Here is a 16,658-nt window from a genome sequence, read left to right as displayed (position 1 = left end):
TTGTTGCCCGAACACCGTCGGTGGCCGGGCACACCGCAACAACTCGTGAACATCACACTCGTGAAGGAGCAGGCCATCAGCGCTGAGCCACGCATCAACGACCGAATCCGAGTCCCGGAAGTTCGGTTGGTGGGCCCCAATGGTGAGCAGGTGGGCATCGTCCGAGTCGAGGACGCGCTGCGCCTCGCCGCCGAGGCCGACCTCGACCTCGTCGAGGTGGCCCCCCAGGCCAAGCCGCCCGTCGCCAAGCTCATGGACTTCGGCAAGTTCAAGTACGAAGCGGCCATGAAGGCGCGCGAGTCGCGCAAGAACCAGGTCAACACGGTCATCAAGGAGATCAAGCTCCGACCGAAGATCGACCAGCACGACTACGACACCAAGAAGGGTCACGTCGTCCGGTTCCTTTCGGCCGGTGACAAGGTCAAGGTCACCATCATGTTCCGCGGCCGTGAGCAGTCGCGCCCCGAGCTCGGCTTCCGCCTCCTGCAGAAGCTCGCTGAGGACGTGCAGGAGCTCGCGTTCATCGAGAGCGCGCCGAAGCAGGACGGACGCAACATGGTGATGGTGCTCGGCCCGACGAAGAAGAAGGCCGAGGCGCGCGCCGAGGACCGTCGTCGTCGTGAGGCCGAGAAGGCAGCCAAGGCCGCCCCGGAGCCGCAGGCCGAGACGCCTGTCTCGAGCGAGGCCCCCGAGGCCGAGCAGGTCGCGGTCGAAGAGGCTGCGAAGTAACACCCCCTTCACCCTCGGGTGGAGAACCCTCGTCCCGGGTGATCGGGCGAGGCAGTCAGACAGCCGACGCGCACACGAGCGCGTCGAGGTAGCGAAGGAGTCGGCCATGCCGAAGATGAAGACGCACTCCGGTGCGAAGAAGCGTTTCCGCGTCACCGGTAAGGGCAAGATCATGCGTCAGCGCGCCCGCCACGTGCACAAGTTCGAAGAGCGCGCCAAGCGTCAGTCGCGTCGTCTCGTCAACGACGTCGTTCTCGCGCCGGCCGACGAGAAGAAGATCAAGCGCCTTCTCGGCCTCTGAGCCGTCCACACCCCCAACTAACTTCGCGGCAGGCGCCAGGCGCCGCCGCCCCACTCAAGGAGTGATCACGTGGCACGCGTGAAGCGGGCAGTCAACGCCCAGAAGAAGCGTCGTACCGTTCTCGAGCAGGCCAGCGGCTACCGCGGCCAGCGCTCGCGCCTTTACCGCAAGGCCAAGGAGCAGGTGACGCACAGCCTCGGTTACGCCTACCGTGACCGACGCGCCAAGAAGGGCGACTTCCGTCGCCTCTGGATCCAGCGCATCAACGCTGCGGCTCGCCTCAACGGCATGACGTACAACCGCTTCATCCAGGGCCTGAAGGTCGCCGGCATCGAGGTCGACCGTCGCATGCTGGCCGAGCTGGCCGTCAACGACGCCCCGGCCTTCGCCAAGCTCGTCGAGATCGCCAAGGCGAACGTCCCGGCCCAGACGCCGGCTGCCTGATCCAGGCACCTCTTTCGCACCGAACGCCGCTCCACGCCGAAGGGCTCGCTCGACCATGATCACGAACGTCCGTTCCGATCGGGTCAAGCAGGTCAAGGCGCTGGGGCGGCGTTCTGCACGTGACAAGGCCGGGCTGTTCCTCGTCGAGGGGCGCCAGGCCGTGCGCGAGCTCATCCGGTTCGCGCCGATGTCGATCCGCGACGTCTATCTCGACGCGGACGCCGCCGAGCGTCACCCCGACCTGCGCGAACTCGCCGGGGAATGGGCTGACGGCGCCCCAGCAGGCGAGAGGCGCTTCGTCCACGACTGCTCGCCGCAGGTGCTCGCCGCGATGTGCGACACCGAACAGCCGCAGGGCATCATCGCCGTCGCCAGGCCGATCGATCGGCCGCTGGCCGACGTGCTCGCGGGCTCGCCGAAGTTCGTCGTCATCTGCACGAACGTGCGCGACCCCGGAAACGCGGGCACCGTCATCCGAGGTGCCGACGCGACGGGGGCGGACGCCGTGATCCTCAGCGACGCGAGCGTCGACCTCTACAACCCGAAGCTCGTGCGTTCGAGCGTCGGCTCGCTGTGGCACCTGCCGATCTCGCGCGGGTCGTCGATCGAGGAGATCTTCGCCGCTTGTCGCGCCGCAGGGCTGACACTGCACGCCGCCGACGGCGTCGGCGAGACATTTCTGCCCGACGTCGACCTCGCCACCCCGCACGCGTGGGTCATGGGCAACGAGGCATGGGGCCTCGAGCCCGAGGTGCGCGAGCAGTGCGACGACGTCGTCCGCGTGCCGATCTACGGCCACGCCGAGTCGCTCAACCTCGCGATGGCCGCCACCGTCTGCCTCTACGCCTCGGCTGCCGCCCAGAACTGAGCACCCCTCGCCCGCGCGGACGCGTGGGAATCGGTTTGCGCGCACTCGATAGACTCGGGCGCATGTCTGGCCCCAACACGAACTACGACCCCGTCGAGGTCGCTGCCCTCGACCCCGAGGTGGTCGAGTCCAACGTCACCGCCGCTCTCGCGGCCATCGCCGCCGCGTCCTCGCTCGAGGAGCTCAAGGTGGTGCGCACGGCGCACGCGGGTGACAAGTCCCCGTTGGCGCTGGCCAACCGCGAGATCGGCGCGTTGCCGCCGTCGGCGAAGGCCGAGGCGGGCAAGCGAGTCGGCCAGGCACGTGGCCGTGTGGGTGCCGCGCTGAAGACCCGCCAGGGTGAACTCGAGGCCGAGCGCGATGAGCGCATCCTCACCGAAGAGGCCGTCGACGTGACGACGGCGACCGCGCTGCGTCGCCCCGTCGGCGGGCGTCACCCCGTCGAACTCATGCAGCAGCTCATGGTCGACCTCATGGTCGGCATGGGGTGGGAGGTCGCCGAGGGGCCCGAGGTCGAGGCCGAGTGGTTCGTGTTCGACGCCCTCAACTTCGACGAGGACCACCCCGCGCGCCAGATGCAGGACACGTTCTACCTCGACCCCGCCGACGGCGGCCTCGTCATGCGCACGCACACCTCGCCCGTGCAGGCACGCTCGATGCTCGATCGTGGGGTGCCGCTCTACATCGTCGCGCCCGGCAAGGCGTACCGCACCGACGAACTCGACGCGACGCACCTGCCTGTCTTCCACCAGATGGAGGGCCTCGCGGTCGACAAGGGCATCACGATGGCGCACCTCAAGGGCACGCTCGACCACCTCGCGACGCAGTTGTTCGGCGAGGGCATCACGACGCGCCTGCGCCCCAACTACTTCCCGTTCACCGAGCCGAGCGCCGAGATGGATCTGCGTTGCTTCGTCTGCCGCGGGGAGGACGCGGCCTGCCGCACCTGCGGCGGCACCGGCTGGATCGAGTGGGGCGGCTGCGGCATGGTCAACGAGAACGTGCTGCGCGCCTGCGGCGTCGACCCGGCCGAGTACAGCGGTTTCGCGTTCGGCATGGGCGTCGAACGCGCCCTGATGTTCCGCACGGGCGCATCCGACATGCGCGAGATGATCGAGGGCGACGTCCGCTTCGACGCCCAGTTCGGCTTGGAGGTCTGAGGCAATGCGAGTTCCCATCGAATGGCTGCGCGAGTACGTCGACGTGCCCGAAGGGGCAACGGGCCTGCAGGTCGCCGCGGACCTCGTGCGTGTCGGACTCGAGGAGGAGGCCATCCACGGCGGCGGCATCACCGGCCCCCTCGTCGTCGGCCGCGTGCTGACGAAGACGCCCGAGGAGCAGAAGAACGGCAAGGTCATCAACTGGTGCACCGTCGACGTCGGTGACGCGAACGGCACCGGTGAACCTCAGGGCATCGTGTGCGGCGCGCACAACTTCGAGGTCGGCGACACCGTCGTCGTCGTGCTGCCGGGTGCCGTGCTGCCGGGCGGCTTCGCCATCAGCGCCCGCAAGACGTACGGGCACCTGTCGGCCGGGATGATCTGTGCCGCAGATGAACTGGGGCTGCCCGACGACGGCTCGGGTGGCATCATTCTTCTACCGCAGCGCCTCGGTGTCGACGCCTCGACGCTCACGCCGGGCCAGGACGCACTGCCGCTGCTCGGGCTCGACCGCGAGACCGTCGAGGTCAACGTCACCCCCGATCGCGGTTACTGCTTCTCGATGCGCGGCATCGCGCGCGAGTACGGCCACGCCACCGGCGCGAGCTTCACCGACCCGGTCGATGCGCTGACGACGAAGGCGCCGGCAGCGAACGACAAGGGTTACCCGGTGCGCGTCGACGACCCCCAGGGGCTGCGTGGCGCGGTCGGCTGCGACCGGTACGTCGCACGCGTCGTGCGCGGCATCGACCCGAACGCTCCGGTGCCCGCGTGGCTTGCGACGGCCGTCACCGAGGTGGGCATGCGCTCGATCTCGCTGCCGGTCGACGTCACCAACTACGTCATGATGGCGCTCGGCCAGCCCCTGCACGCGTTCGATCTCGGGGCGCTGGGCGAGGAGATCGTCGTGCGACGCGCCCGCGCGGGGGAGAAGCTGACGACGCTCGACGGCGTCGAGCGCACCCTGTTCGCCGAGGATCTGCTCATCACCGACGGCGGTGCACGCCCGCTGGCGCTGGCCGGCGTCATGGGCGGTTCCGACAGCGAGGTGAGCGACTCGACGACCGACGTCCTCATCGAGGCCGCCCACTTCGACCCGGTCTCCGTCGCCCGCACCGCGCGCCGCCACAAGCTCGGCAGCGAGGCGTCCAAGCGCTACGAGCGTGGCGTCGACCCGCAGATCGCGGCAGCCGCGGCGCAGCTCGCCGTCGAACTGCTCGTGCAGTACGGCGGCGGCGTCGTCGACGACGGCGTCACCGACCTCGACACGACGCGCGCGCCGCAGCCGATCGACTTCGACCCGCAGCAGCCGACGCGGCTCGTCGGTGTCGCGTACTCCGACGACGAGGTCGCCGAGAGCCTTGATGCCGTCGGGTGCCGGGTCGAGCGCAACGAACCGTTGTGGAGCGTCACACCGCCCACGTGGCGCCCCGACCTGACGAGCGGGCCCGACCTCGTCGAGGAAGTGGCGCGTCTGCGCGGGTATGACGCCATCCCATCCGTCCTGCCGCGACCCCTCGCCGGGCGTGGGCTGACGGCGTCGCAGCGCTACCGCCGCAACGTGGCGAATGCGCTCGCGATGGCTGGCCTGACGGAGATCATCTCGCTGCCGTTCGTCAGTGATGACGTACACGACAAGCTCGGCTTCGCAGCCGACGACGCGCGGCGCACGAGCGTGCGCCTGACCAACCCGCTGTCGGACGAGCTGCCGCTCATCCGCACGAGTGTTCTCGCCACGATGATGGACTCGCTCAAGCGCAACGTCGCGCGCGGGTTCAAGGACGTGGCGCTGTTCGAGATCGGTCTCGTCGTCGCCGGTGAGGCGGGCCAGGCGCCGACGTCACCGGTCGGCGTGCACCCGGCGCCTGAGGTGCTCGACGCGATCCGCTCGGCCGTGCCGGCGCAGCCGCGCCACGTCGCCTGGGTCGCCGCCGGTGACAGCGAGCGCAAGGGCTGGTGGGGTGCCGGGCGCGGCGCGGACTGGAGCGACGCGATCGCCGTGGCGCTGCAGATCGGGCGCGTGCTCGGCGTCGACCTGACGATCGAGCAGGCGCAGGTGGCGCCGTTCCACCCGGGACGCTGCGCGAGCATCGCGCTGCCGGACGGCACCGTCATCGGCGCAGCGGGCGAGCTGCACCCCAAGGTCGTCGCGGCGTTCTCGCTGCCGGCCCGCACGGTCGGGGGCGAACTCGACCTCGACGCGCTGTCGGCGTACGCCGAGCGCCCCGGTGTCGCTTCGAGCATCGCGACGTTCCCGCAGGCGCATTCCGACGTCGCGCTCGTCGTCGACGCGTCCGTCCCTGCGGCTCGCGTCGAGACGGCGTTGCGCTCGGGGGCCGGTGAACACCTCGAGTCGGTCGCGCTGTTCGACATCTACACGGGCGATCAGGTCGGTGAGGGCAAGAAGTCCCTCGCGTACCGCCTGTTCTTCCGTTCCCCCGAGCGGACGCTGACGACCGACGAGGTGAACGCGGCACGCGACGCGGCAGTGCGCGCCGTCGACGAGAGTGTTGGAGCGAGCCTGCGCGGCGCCTGATTCCGGCATGATCGACAGGGTGGGGGCGGCGTGACGCCGTCTCCACCCTGTGTGCATGAGTATGACCTAAAAATGCATGGGTATGCGATCTGCGCTAGGCTGGGGGCATGGTCACAGCAGCTGTCGCCGGGGCGAGTGGATATGCGGGCGGGGAGATCCTGCGCCTCTTGCTCGCCCATCCCGACGTCGAGATCGGCGCACTGACGGCGGGTTCCTCCGCCGGTTCGCGCCTCGGCGATCATCACCCGTCGTTGTTCTCCCTCGCCGAGCGACCCGTGCTTGCCACGAACGCTGACGCCCTCGCCGGCCACGACGTCGTCTTCCTCGCACTGCCGCACGGGCAGAGCGCTGCGCTCGCCGCGCAGCTCGACGCAGACGTCGTCGTCATCGACTGTGGCGCGGATTTTCGGCTCGAGCGCGAGAGCGACTGGCAGCGTTTTTACGACACGCCCTACGCGGGGTCCTGGGCCTACGGGATGCCCGAACTCGTCTCGAAGGGCGTCAAGCGGCGCGAGCAGCTGCGCGGCGCGCGCCGCGTCGCCGTCCCCGGGTGCTATCCGACGGCCGTCTCGCTCGCTCTCGCGCCGCTCGCGGCGGCGTCCCTCATCGCGCTCGACGACGTGGTCGTCGTCGCGTCCTCGGGTGTCTCGGGGGCCGGCAAGGGCCTCAAGCCACACCTGCTCGGCGCCGAGGTCATGGGGTCGATGAGCCCGTACGGCGTCGGCGGCGGGCACCGTCACACGCCCGAGATCGCGCAGAACCTGCGTCTCGCCGCCGGCGGTGAGCGCGAGGTGACGCTGTCGTTCACGCCGACGCTCGCCCCCATGCCGCGCGGCATCCTCGCGACGTCGACGGCTCGGCTGGCGCCCGGCACGACGGCTGATGACGTCGCGCGCGCCTTCGCCGAGGCCTATGCCGACGAACCCTTCGTCGAGCTCCTGGCTGCCGGGTCGTGGCCCGCGACCGGTTCGGTGCTCGGGTCGAACGTCGTCACCCTGCAGTTCGCGCTCGACGAGGTGGCGGGGCGCGTCGTCGTCACCTCCGCCGTCGACAACCTGACGAAGGGGACGGCCGGTGCAGCCGTGCAGTCGATGAACCTGTCGCTCGGCCTGGGCGAGACCACGGGCCTGCCGCTCGCGGGGGTGAGCCCCTGATGGTCGCGTTCGGAGCTCGGTTCACCCTCATCGCCCACCCCGAGGAGCTGTCGTACGTGCGCCTCGGCGCGCAGGAGGTCGTGCCCGAATGGGCGCTCACGGACGCGCCGCTCGTCTCCGTCAGTGCGACGGCGTCGGAGACGTCGGTGCTGTGCCTCACCTCAGCGATCCCGCGGGACGCGGTCGTGCGTCAGCAGGGCCCGTTCCACGTGTTCGAGGTCGAGGGTCCGCTCGACTTCGCGCTGACGGGTCTGCTCTCGGCCATCGTCGCGCCGCTCGGCGAGGCCGACGTCACCGTCTTCACCGTCTCGACGTTCGACACCGACTGGATCATGGTGCCGACGTACGAATCCGCGCGCGCTCGTGAGCTGTGGGCTCGTGGCGGGCACATCATCAAGGAGAAACCATGAGTGTCACCGCTGCCGCAGGCTTCCGCGCGGCGGGCGTGACGGCGGGGCTGAAGCCCAGCGGGCGCCCCGACGTCGCCCTCGTCGTCAACGACGGGCCCGAGCACGTCGTCGCCGCCGTGTTCACCTCGAACCGCGTCGAGGCGGCGCCGGTGACCTGGTCGCGCCAGGTGGTGACGGACGGGCGCGCCGACGTCGTTCTGCTCAACTCCGGTGGCGCCAACGCCTGCACCGGGGCGCAGGGTTTCCTCGACACGCACCGCAGCGCCGAACTCGCCGCCGAGGCCGTCGGAGTGAGCGCCGGTGACGTCGTCGTCTGCTCGACGGGCCTCATCGGTGAGTTGCTGCCGATGGACAAGATCGAATCCGGTATCACCGCGGCGGCCGGTTCGTTGAGCGCTGACGGCGGGGAGGACGCCGCGACCGCCATCATGACGACGGACACGGTCGCGAAGGAGTGCACCGGGTTCGGTTCCGGATACACGATCGGCGGCATGGCGAAGGGCGCCGGCATGCTCGCGCCGTCCCTCGCGACGATGCTCGTCGTCATCACGACCGACGCGGTCCTCAGCGCCGAGCAGGCCGACGAGGCGTTGCGCGCGGCGACGGCGATGTCGTTCGATCGCATCGACTCGGACGGTTGCCAGTCGACGAACGACGCCGTCGTGCTCATGGCCTCGGGAGCGAGCGGGGTGAGCCCGCAGATGGGGGAGTTCACGGCCATCCTCACGCAAGTCTGCGTCGACCTGGCCGAACAGCTCATCGCCGACGCGGAGGGCGCCGCGCACGACATCACGATCGACGTCCAGGGCGCCGCCAACGTTGACGATGCACTTGAGGTTGCACGTTCGATAGCCCGCAACAACCTCTTCAAGTGCGCCGTGTTCGGCAACGATCCCAACTGGGGGCGGGTTCTCGCGGCCGTCGGGACGACCTCGGCCGCGTTCGAGCCGACGCAGCTCGACGTCGCGATCAACGGCGTCATGGTGTGCCGCAGCGGCGGGGTCGGTGACGACCGCGCTGGCGTCGACATGTCTCAGCGTGAAGTGAAGGTCGAGGTGTTTCTCCACGCCGGTGACGCCGACGCCACCGTCCTGACGAACGACCTCACGCACGACTACGTCCACGAGAACTCGGCGTACAGCACATGAGCGGGACGGAGAACGTGACGACCCAGCCTCGCGACCTCTCGTCGCTCGCCTCGGCGGGTCTCAAGGCGGGCACCCTCGTCGAGGCGCTGCCGTGGCTGCAGAAGTATCAGGACGCGCTCGTTGTCGTGAAGTACGGCGGCAACGCCATGAGGGACGACGCCCTCAAGCGCGCCTTCGCCGAAGACATCGCCTTCCTGCGTTACGCCGGGCTACGCCCCGTCGTCGTCCACGGCGGCGGCCCGCAGATCGCCGCGATGCTCAACCGGCTCGGGATGAAGAGCGAGTTCCGCGGCGGCCTGCGCGTCACGACGCCCGAGACGATGGAAGTCGTGCGCATGGTGCTGACGGGCCAGGTCTCGCGCGAACTCGTCGGCCTCATCAACAATCACGGCCCGATGGCGTTCGGCCTCTCCGGCGAGGATGCAGGCCTGTTCGGCGCCCGCCGCCGCCCCGCCATCGTCGACGGTGAGGCCGTCGACGTCGGCCTCGTCGGTGACGTCGAGATGGTCGACCCGCAGATCGTGCGTGACCTCGCGCACTCGGGGCGCATCCCCGTCATCTCGTCCGTGGCGCCCGACCTCGAGCGCGAGGGGCAGGTGCTCAACGTCAACGCCGACACCGCCGCGAGTGCTCTCGCCGTCGCGCTCGGCGCGCACAAGCTCGTCGTGCTCACGGACGTCGAGGGGGTCTACGCGAACTGGCCGGACGAGTCGTCGCTGCTGTCGAAGCTGCCCGTCGACGAGGCCGAACGCATGCTCGCGACGGTCGACTCGGGCATGGTTCCCAAGCTCGAGGCCTGCATCCGCGCCGTGCGCGGGGGCGTGCCGCACACCCACGTCGTCAACGGGCGACGCCCGCACTCCATCCTGCTCGAGATCTTCACGGACGAAGGGATCGGCACGATGATCACCTCAGGAGGACGCCGATGAACCCGGCCGACCATGACGCCCCGGCGTCCACGATGCCGACGCACGGGGATCTGACGCAGCGCTACGGCGCCTCCCTCATGGGGGTCTTCGGGGCGCCCGGGCTCGTCCTCGAGCGCGGCGAGGGCGCCGTTGTTCGCGACGTCGAGGGCCGCGAGTACCTCGATCTGCTCGCCGGTATCGCGGTCAACGTTCTCGGCCATGCCCACCCCGCGCTCGTCGCCGCGGTGAGCGAGCAGGCGGCGAAGCTCATCCACGTGTCCAACTTCTTCACGACGCGCCCGCAGATCGAGCTCGCCGAACGCTTGGTCGCCGCGTCGGGTGGCGACGGCGACACTCGCGTCTTCTTCTGCAACTCCGGCGCCGAGGCCAACGAGGCGGCGTTCAAGCTGGCGCGCCGTACCGCTCGCCCCGGTCTCGTCGTCGCGGACGGCGGCTTCCATGGCCGCACGCTGGGCGCGCTGTCGCTCACCTCCAAGCAGGCCTACCGCGAGCCGTTCGAACCGCTGGTCCCGGGCGTCACGCGCGTGCCCTACCACGACGTCGAGGCGCTACGGGCAGCCGTCGACGACACGGTGGGCGCGGTGATCCTCGAACCCATCCAGGGTGAGGCGGGCGTCATCGAGGCCTCGCCCGAATACCTGCGCGCGGCCCGCGAGGTGACGCGCGAACGCGGGGCGTTGCTCATCATCGACGAAGTGCAGACGGGCGTTGCACGCACCGGCGAGTGGTTCGGCTTCCAGACGATCGCACCCGAGGTCATGCCGGACGCCATCACGCTCGCCAAGGGCCTCGGCGGCGGTGTGCCGATCGGTGCGCTCGTCACCTTCGGTGCCGCCTCGACGATGTTCGAGGCCGGCCAGCACGGTTCGACGTTCGGTGGCAACCCGCTGGCGTGCGCCGCGGGCGTCGCCGTCATGCGCACGATCGAGGACGAACGCCTGCGAGAGCAGGCGCGGCGGCTGGGGGAGCACCTCGTCGAGGCTGTCGAGAATCTCGGCGACGAACGCGTCGTTACCGTCCGCGGCCGCGGCCTGCTGCGCGGCATCGTGCTGCGCGACCCGCTCGCGCAGCGTGTCGTCGTCCGAGCCCGCGAGGCGGGTTTCATCATCAACGCGACGGGCCCGGACGTCATCCGCCTGGCCCCGCCACTCGTCATCACGGCCGAGCAGGTCGACACCTTCGTCGCCGCGCTGCCCGGCCTGCTCGATGCCGCCGAGACCGAGGAGAACGCCTCATGACCCGCCACTTCCTGCGTGACGACGACCTGAGCCCCGCCGAGCAGGCCGAGGTGCTCGCGCTCGCGGCGACGCTCAAACGAGACCGGCACGCCAAGCAGCCGTTCGCGGGTCCCCAGGGCGTCGCCATCATCTTCGACAAGCCGACGCTGCGCACTCAGCTCAGCTTCAGCGTGGGGGTCGCCGAGCTCGGCGGGCACCCGATGATCGTCGACGGCAAGCTCGCGCAGATCGGCACGCGTGAGTCGATCCACGACGTCGCGAAGGTGCTTGGGCGCCAGGTCAGCGCGATCGTGTGGCGCACCTACGGCCAGGACCGCCTCGAAGAGATGGCCGAGCACGCGGGCGTGCCCGTGGTCAACGCCCTGACGGACGCCTTCCACCCCTGCCAGATCCTCGCCGACCTGCTGACGGTCGCCGAACACAAGGGCAGCGCTGCCGGTCGCAAGGTCGCCTACGTCGGTGACGCTGCGAACAACATGGCCCACAGCTACCTGCTCGGTTTCGCGACGGCCGGCGCCGACATCACCGTCGCCGGCCCGCACGGGTACGGCCCGGATCCGGCGATCCTCGAGCGCGCCAAGGAGATCGCCGCGACGACCTGCGGCGGCGCGCATGCGGGCGAGGACGCCATCGAAGCCGTGACGGGCGCGGACGTCGTCATCACCGACACGTGGGTGTCGATGGGCATGGAGGACGAGGCGAGCACGCGCAAGGGCGAGAGCAATCCGTTCAGCGCCTTCAGCGTGACGAGCGAGCTGATGGCGCACGCGGCGCCTGACGCGATCGTCATGCACTGCCTGCCGGCATACCGTGGTTTCGAGATCGCCGCGGACGTCATCGACGGCCCCGCCTCGGTCGTCTGGGACGAGGCGGAGAACCGGCTGCACGCGCAGAAGGCGCTGCTGACGTTCCTCGCGGAGCACGCATGATGGCGCAGACGAAGGGTGCGCGCCATCAGCGCATCCGCGAGATCCTCGGGCGCGAGTCCATCCGGTCGCAGACGGATCTCGCCGAGCGGCTGCTCGCTGACGGCGTCGACGTCACGCAGGCGACGCTGTCACGTGATCTCGTCGAGCTCGGCGCGGTCAAGGTGCGTCAGGGCCGCACGCTCGTCTACGCCGTGCCCGGCGAGGGCGGTGACCGCACGCCTCGGGCGGGCGCCGCGCGCACCGAGGCGGTCCAACGATTGCGCCGGCTGTCGGGCGAGTTGCTCGTGACAGCGGAGTCGTCGGCGAACCTCGTCATCCTGCGCACCCCGCCGGGCGCGGCGAACTTTCTCGCCTCGGCGATCGACCACGCGGAGTTCACCGACGTCCTCGGCACGATCGCCGGCGACGACACGATCATGGTGATCTGCCGCGACCCGCAGGGGGCGGCGCCCGTCGCCAAGCGCTTCCTGGAACTCGCCGGCCGTACGGACGATCTCGCCTCCACCGACCACGATGACGACGCCCAGGAAAGCGGCGATCCCGACGCCGGTTCACGCGGCGACATTCGCGGCGTCTGAGCCCTCGAGCCCTGCTCCAACCGTTCCAATCTCCCCGGCGCCCCGCGCCCGATCCATCCGATGAAGGAGAGGTTCACCCCATGACCCAGCCCGACGCCCGCCTCAGCCTCTGGGGAGGTCGCTTCGCCGGTGGCCCGGCGGATGCGCTCGCCGCGCTGAGCAAGTCGACGCACTTCGACTGGCGCCTCGCGCCCTATGACATCGCCGGTTCGCGGGCGCACGCGCGCGTGCTGCACCGCGCCGGTCTGCTCGACGACGAGGCGCTCGCGGCCATGCTCGCGGCGCTGCAGCAGTTGCTCGACGACGTCGAGTCGGGCGCGTTCACGCCGGCGCAGGAGGACGAGGACGTCCACACGGCCCTCGAGCGCGGCCTCATCGAGCGCGCCGGCGCCGACGTCGGCGGTCGCCTGCGGGCCGGACGTTCGCGCAACGACCAGGTCGCGACGCTGTTCCGCATGTACCTGCGTGATCACGCGCGCTCGGTCGCCGCGCTGCTGCTCGACGTCGTCGATGCGCTCGTCGCGCAGGCGCAGACGCATCTCGGTGTCGCGATGCCGGGGCGTACGCACCTGCAGCACGCACAGCCCGTGCTGCTGAGCCACCACCTGCTCGCGCACGCGTGGGCGTTGCTGCGCGACGTCGAGCGCTTCGGCGACTGGGATCGACGCACCGACGCCTCGCCGTACGGCTCGGGCGCGCTCGCGGGGTCGTCGCTGGGCCTCGACCCGGCCTCGGTGGCCGACGATCTGGGCTTCTCGCGCCCCGTCGAGAACAGCATCGACGGCACCGCGTCGCGTGACTTCGTCGCCGAGTTCGCGTTCGTCGCCGCAATGTCGGCGGTCGACATCAGCCGCATCGCGGAGGAGGTGGTGCTGTGGGCGACGAAGGAGTTCAGCTTCGTCACCCTCGACGACGCGTTCTCGACCGGCTCGAGCATCATGCCGCAGAAGAAGAACCCCGACGTCGCCGAGCTGGCGCGCGGCAAGGCGGGCCGTCTCGTCGGGGATCTCGCAGGCCTGATGACGACGCTCAAGGCGCTCCCGCTCGCCTACAACCGAGATCTGCAGGAGGACAAAGAGCCGGTCTTCGACGCCGTCGACACCCTCGAGCTGCTGCTGCCGGCCTTCGCGGGCATGACGGCGACGCTCACCTTCCACCCGGAGCGTCTCGAATCCCTCGCGCCGCAGGGCTTCTCGCTCGCCACCGACATCGCCGAGTGGCTCGTGCGTGAGGGCGTGCCGTTCCGTATCGCGCACGAGGTCGCAGGGGAGTGCGTCCAGGCGTGCGAGCAGCGCGGAATCGAGCTGTGGGATCTGAGCGACGATGACCTCGCCGCCATCAGCGAGCACCTGACGCCGGGTGTGCGCGAGGTGCTGAGCGTGCCCGGTTCACTCGCCTCCCGCAACGCGACGGGCGGGACGGCTCCCGACCGCGTCGCCGAACAGCTCGAGGCCGCGCACGCGAAGTCGAGCGAACTGCGTACCTGGGCGAGCCGACCCATCGACATCCGCTGACGCTCGACGTCCGCTCACGCTGACGCTCGATGTTGCCCGGGTTTCGGGGGCCGACGCCCCCGAAACCTGGGCAACATCGCGTGCGGGGCCTCACGCCGAGGGAGGTGGCCCGAATCGGGCGTGGGCGGCACAATGTCGGCGTGCCGGATCTCGACTCATCGTTCTTCGCCCATCCGCCCGTCGACGTCGCGCCGAAGCTCTTGGGGCTCACCGTCTCGCACGCGGGGGTGACGCTGCGTATCACCGAGGTGGAGGCCTACCATGGCGCCGTCGACCCGGGTTCGCACGGCTTCAAGCGCCGCACCGACCGCAACTCCGCGCTGTTCGGCCCGCCCGGCACCTGCTACGTCTACATCAACTACGGCATCCACCGGGCCCTCAACCTCGTCTGCGGGGCTGACGGAGAGTCGGCCGGTTGCCTCGTCCGTTCTGGCGAGATCATCGACGGCCTCGACCTCGCGCGGGAGCGGCGCATGGCGAGTGCACGCGAGGGCGCGCCGATTCCCAAGGACGCCCATCTCGCTCGTGGCCCGGGCAACCTCGCGAAGGCGCTCGCGATCGAGCCGATCCTCGGCGGCACTCCCGTCGTCGGGCCGGATGCCCAGGTCGTCGTCCGTCGACCGGACGGCCACGTCGTGCCCGAGTACCTCACCGGCCCGCGTGTCGGCGTGAGCGGGCCGGGCGGTGAGGGCGAGAGCTTCCCCTGGCGCTTCTGGATCCCGGGCGAGCCGAGCGTATCCGCCTACCGCGCCGCGGTGACGCGGGTGCGCAAGCGCTGACGCAGCCTGTTGCAGCGGCGCCCTCCACGCAGCAGGCGCGCCGGATCGGGCAGTCGTGGGAGACTCTGGGGTGGGTGCGTGATCCGCGCAACCGAAGCATCTGACGAAAGGGACGACGTGAGCAACATCCTCGACGAGCTGCAGTGGCGCGGAGCGGTGGCGCAGACCACCGACGAGACGCAGCTGCGTGACGCGCTCGCGAACGGACCGCTCACGGTGTATTGCGGCTTCGACCCGACGGCGCCGTCCCTGCACTTCGGCAACCTGGTCCAGCTGATCCAGCTGCGACGGCTCCAGCGCGCCGGGCATCGCGTCATCGTCCTCGTCGGAGGTTCGACGGGTCTCATTGGTGATCCGCGCCCCAGCGCGGAGCGCGTGCTCAAGACGAAGGACCAGACGGCGCAATGGGTCGCGCGCATCCGTGAGCAGGTGCAGCCGTTCCTCGACTTCGACGGCGACAACCCCGCCATCGCGGTCAACAACCTCGACTGGACTCAGGGCATCTCGGCCCTCGACTTCCTGCGTGACTACGGCAAGCACTTCCGCGTCAACGGGATGATCAAGAAGGACGCCGTCGCGGCGCGCCTCAATTCCGAGCAGGGCATCAGCTACACGGAGTTCAGCTACCAGATCCTGCAGGCCCTCGACTACCTGCACCTGTTCCGCGAGTACGGCTGCACCTTGCAGCTCGGCGGCTCCGATCAGTGGGGCAACCTCATCGCCGGCTCTGATCTCATCCGTTCGGTGGAGGGCAAGAGTGTGCACGTGCTCACCTCGCCGCTGCTCACGGACGCGTCCGGGCAGAAGTACGGCAAGTCGGAGGGCAATGCCATCTGGCTCGACGCGCAGATGACGAGCCCGTACGCCTTCTACCAGTACTTCCTCAACGTCGAGGATTCCGAGGTCATCAAGCTCATCAAGTTCATGACCGATCGGACGAAGGACGAGGTCGCGGAGCTCGAACGCGCCGTGGCCGAGGAACCCTTCAAGCGAGTGGCGCAGAAGACGCTGGCGGCCGACGTCACGACGCTCGTGCACGGTGAGGCGGCGACGGCCGGCGCCATCGCGGCGAGTGAGGCGATGTTCGGCAAGGGTGACGTGACGGCCCTCGACGCGGGGACGCTGCGTGACGCCGTCGCGGAGTTGCCTGGGGGAGAGGTTTCGCCGGGTACCACCCTGACGGACGCGCTCATCGCGGTGGGCATCGCAGAGTCTCGCAATGCGGCCCGACGTCTCATCGGGGACGGCGCCATCTCCGTGAACAACGCGAAGTTCGACGACCCGGAGCACGAACTGAGCGCTGACGACTTCCTCCACGGCGTGGCCGCGATCATCAAGCGTGGGCGCAAGCACCAGGCAGCCGCGCGGCTCGCGCACTGACCGAGACGACAGCGGGGGCTCACCATGACGGTGGGTCCCCGTTGCGCATCCCGGGGTGGTGGCCGCACCCGGGCGGTCGATTTGGCAGCACCCGCCGCGCTGTGTAATGTTCTCTGAGTCGCCGCGAGCGAGGAGCTGGAAACAGCCACTCACTCGGACGGCTCTTGGTCACCAATTCGACTGGGACGCAACGAATTACAGCGATGTGGTTCCAAGCGCCGAGTTGAAGTCGGGGAGCGAGAGTGGTAAGGTTGACGAGTTGCCCCGAGTGGGGCGGGAAACGAAAAGGGTTCCTGCTTCGTGTGGTGTGCGATGGTGTTTTGAGAACTCAACAGCGTGCCGATGTGATCATCGCCAAACATTTTAGTGGCACTTATGGAGTGTCGCGTGTTTTGGCTGAGTGATTAATGATTGTACAGAACGACGATGACCCTTTTGGGGTTGTTGTTTGTCACCGTTTTTTTCTCGGTCAGGGTAACAAATTTTTTCTACGGAGAGTTTGATCCTGGCTCAGGACGAACGCTGGCGGCGTGCTTAACACATGCAAGTCGAACGATGAAG

Annotated in this window: 16 protein-coding genes and 1 rRNA gene; all 17 read left to right on the top strand. The window is 69.4% G+C overall.

All coding sequences use genetic code 11. The features are described from left to right. Nucleotides 1-45 precede the first annotated feature (45 nt). Nucleotides 46-729, top strand: a complete 684-nt coding sequence (gene infC, locus J4Z35_RS02685) for a translation initiation factor IF-3 (RefSeq protein ID WP_338032950.1) — start codon at nt 46-48, stop codon at nt 727-729. Between the two features lie 106 nt (nt 730-835). After that, a complete protein-coding gene (gene rpmI / locus J4Z35_RS02680) occupies nt 836-1,030 on the top strand; it encodes a 50S ribosomal protein L35 (protein WP_006944255.1) in 195 nt (64 codons plus the stop codon). Nucleotides 1,031-1,099: 69 nt separating this feature from the next. Then, the gene (rplT, locus tag J4Z35_RS02675) at nt 1,100-1,474 is read left to right on the top strand and encodes a 50S ribosomal protein L20 (RefSeq protein WP_038568564.1); all 375 of its coding nucleotides are present in this window, start codon (nt 1,100-1,102) and stop codon (nt 1,472-1,474) included. Nucleotides 1,475-1,529: 55 nt separating this feature from the next. Then, nucleotides 1,530-2,342 carry an RNA methyltransferase gene (locus J4Z35_RS02670; protein WP_074040705.1) on the top strand — a complete coding sequence of 271 codons (813 nt, stop codon included), beginning with the start codon at nt 1,530-1,532 and terminating at the stop codon, nt 2,340-2,342. A 62-nt stretch (nt 2,343-2,404) separates the two neighbouring features. Beyond that, nucleotides 2,405-3,502 (top strand): phenylalanine--tRNA ligase subunit alpha, encoded by a 1,098-nt coding sequence (gene pheS / locus J4Z35_RS02665; protein WP_074040704.1) that lies wholly within the window; start codon nt 2,405-2,407, stop codon nt 3,500-3,502. Between the two features lie 4 nt (nt 3,503-3,506). Then, nucleotides 3,507-6,038 carry a phenylalanine--tRNA ligase subunit beta gene (gene pheT / locus J4Z35_RS02660; protein ID WP_074040703.1) on the top strand — a complete coding sequence of 844 codons (2,532 nt, stop codon included), beginning with the start codon at nt 3,507-3,509 and terminating at the stop codon, nt 6,036-6,038. 107 nt (nt 6,039-6,145) lie between these two features. Then, on the top strand, nt 6,146-7,192 hold the full coding sequence (gene argC / locus J4Z35_RS02655; protein ID WP_006944230.1) for an N-acetyl-gamma-glutamyl-phosphate reductase: 1,047 nt from the start codon (nt 6,146-6,148) through the stop codon (nt 7,190-7,192). After that, a complete protein-coding gene (locus tag J4Z35_RS02650; protein WP_006944305.1) occupies nt 7,192-7,602 on the top strand; it encodes an ACT domain-containing protein in 411 nt (136 codons plus the stop codon). Before argC ends, J4Z35_RS02650 begins: the two co-directional genes overlap by 1 nt. Continuing rightward, entirely contained in the window at nt 7,599-8,750 is a 1,152-nt protein-coding gene (argJ, locus tag J4Z35_RS02645; protein ID WP_074040702.1) for a bifunctional glutamate N-acetyltransferase/amino-acid acetyltransferase ArgJ, read from the top strand. Before J4Z35_RS02650 ends, argJ begins: the two co-directional genes overlap by 4 nt. Before the next feature lie 14 nt (nt 8,751-8,764). Further along, nucleotides 8,765-9,679 (top strand): acetylglutamate kinase, encoded by a 915-nt coding sequence (gene argB, locus J4Z35_RS02640; protein ID WP_305887967.1) that lies wholly within the window; start codon nt 8,765-8,767, stop codon nt 9,677-9,679. Beyond that, complete coding sequence (locus J4Z35_RS02635; protein ID WP_074040700.1) at nt 9,676-10,917, top strand: acetylornithine transaminase; 1,242 nt, start codon at nt 9,676-9,678, stop codon at nt 10,915-10,917. The genes argB and J4Z35_RS02635 overlap by 4 nt, the downstream gene beginning before the upstream one ends. After that, nucleotides 10,914-11,846 (top strand): ornithine carbamoyltransferase, encoded by a 933-nt coding sequence (gene argF, locus J4Z35_RS02630; protein ID WP_074040699.1) that lies wholly within the window; start codon nt 10,914-10,916, stop codon nt 11,844-11,846. The genes J4Z35_RS02635 and argF overlap by 4 nt, the downstream gene beginning before the upstream one ends. Next, a complete protein-coding gene (locus J4Z35_RS02625; protein WP_006944242.1) occupies nt 11,843-12,424 on the top strand; it encodes an arginine repressor in 582 nt (193 codons plus the stop codon). Before argF ends, J4Z35_RS02625 begins: the two co-directional genes overlap by 4 nt. An 80-nt stretch (nt 12,425-12,504) precedes the next feature. Beyond that, on the top strand, nt 12,505-13,938 hold the full coding sequence (gene argH, locus J4Z35_RS02620; RefSeq protein WP_074040698.1) for an argininosuccinate lyase: 1,434 nt from the start codon (nt 12,505-12,507) through the stop codon (nt 13,936-13,938). Between the two features lie 140 nt (nt 13,939-14,078). Continuing rightward, complete coding sequence (locus J4Z35_RS02615) at nt 14,079-14,717, top strand: DNA-3-methyladenine glycosylase (RefSeq protein WP_074040697.1); 639 nt, start codon at nt 14,079-14,081, stop codon at nt 14,715-14,717. A 117-nt stretch (nt 14,718-14,834) separates the two neighbouring features. After that, nucleotides 14,835-16,097: a tyrosine--tRNA ligase gene (tyrS, locus tag J4Z35_RS02610; protein ID WP_074040696.1), complete on the top strand. Its 1,263-nt coding sequence runs from the start codon at nt 14,835-14,837 to the stop codon at nt 16,095-16,097. A 487-nt stretch (nt 16,098-16,584) separates the two neighbouring features. Continuing rightward, a 16S ribosomal RNA gene (locus tag J4Z35_RS02605) occupies nt 16,585-16,658 on the top strand; the annotation flags it as partial.

The organism is Dermacoccus sp. NHGro5 (genome assembly GCF_017565385.1).
Lineage (GTDB): Bacteria > Actinomycetota > Actinomycetes > Actinomycetales > Dermatophilaceae > Dermacoccus > Dermacoccus nishinomiyaensis.
This window is presented reverse-complemented; position numbering and strand designations above follow the sequence as displayed.

Excerpts from the sequence above, each read along its gene's own strand:
- rpmI (WP_006944255.1), top strand. The coding sequence starts at position 836 with ATGCCGAAGATGAAGACGCACTCCGGTGCGAAGAAGCGTTTCCGCGTC.
- J4Z35_RS02670 (WP_074040705.1), top strand. The coding sequence starts at position 1,530 with ATGATCACGAACGTCCGTTCCGATCGGGTCAAGCAGGTCAAGGCGCTG.
- pheS (WP_074040704.1), top strand. The coding sequence starts at position 2,405 with ATGTCTGGCCCCAACACGAACTACGACCCCGTCGAGGTCGCTGCCCTC.
- pheT (WP_074040703.1), top strand. The coding sequence starts at position 3,507 with ATGCGAGTTCCCATCGAATGGCTGCGCGAGTACGTCGACGTGCCCGAA.
- argC (WP_006944230.1), top strand. The coding sequence starts at position 6,146 with ATGGTCACAGCAGCTGTCGCCGGGGCGAGTGGATATGCGGGCGGGGAG.
- J4Z35_RS02650 (WP_006944305.1), top strand. The coding sequence starts at position 7,192 with ATGGTCGCGTTCGGAGCTCGGTTCACCCTCATCGCCCACCCCGAGGAG.
- argJ (WP_074040702.1), top strand. The coding sequence starts at position 7,599 with ATGAGTGTCACCGCTGCCGCAGGCTTCCGCGCGGCGGGCGTGACGGCG.
- J4Z35_RS02635 (WP_074040700.1), top strand. The coding sequence starts at position 9,676 with ATGAACCCGGCCGACCATGACGCCCCGGCGTCCACGATGCCGACGCAC.
- argF (WP_074040699.1), top strand. The coding sequence starts at position 10,914 with ATGACCCGCCACTTCCTGCGTGACGACGACCTGAGCCCCGCCGAGCAG.
- J4Z35_RS02625 (WP_006944242.1), top strand. The coding sequence starts at position 11,843 with ATGATGGCGCAGACGAAGGGTGCGCGCCATCAGCGCATCCGCGAGATC.
- argH (WP_074040698.1), top strand. The coding sequence starts at position 12,505 with ATGACCCAGCCCGACGCCCGCCTCAGCCTCTGGGGAGGTCGCTTCGCC.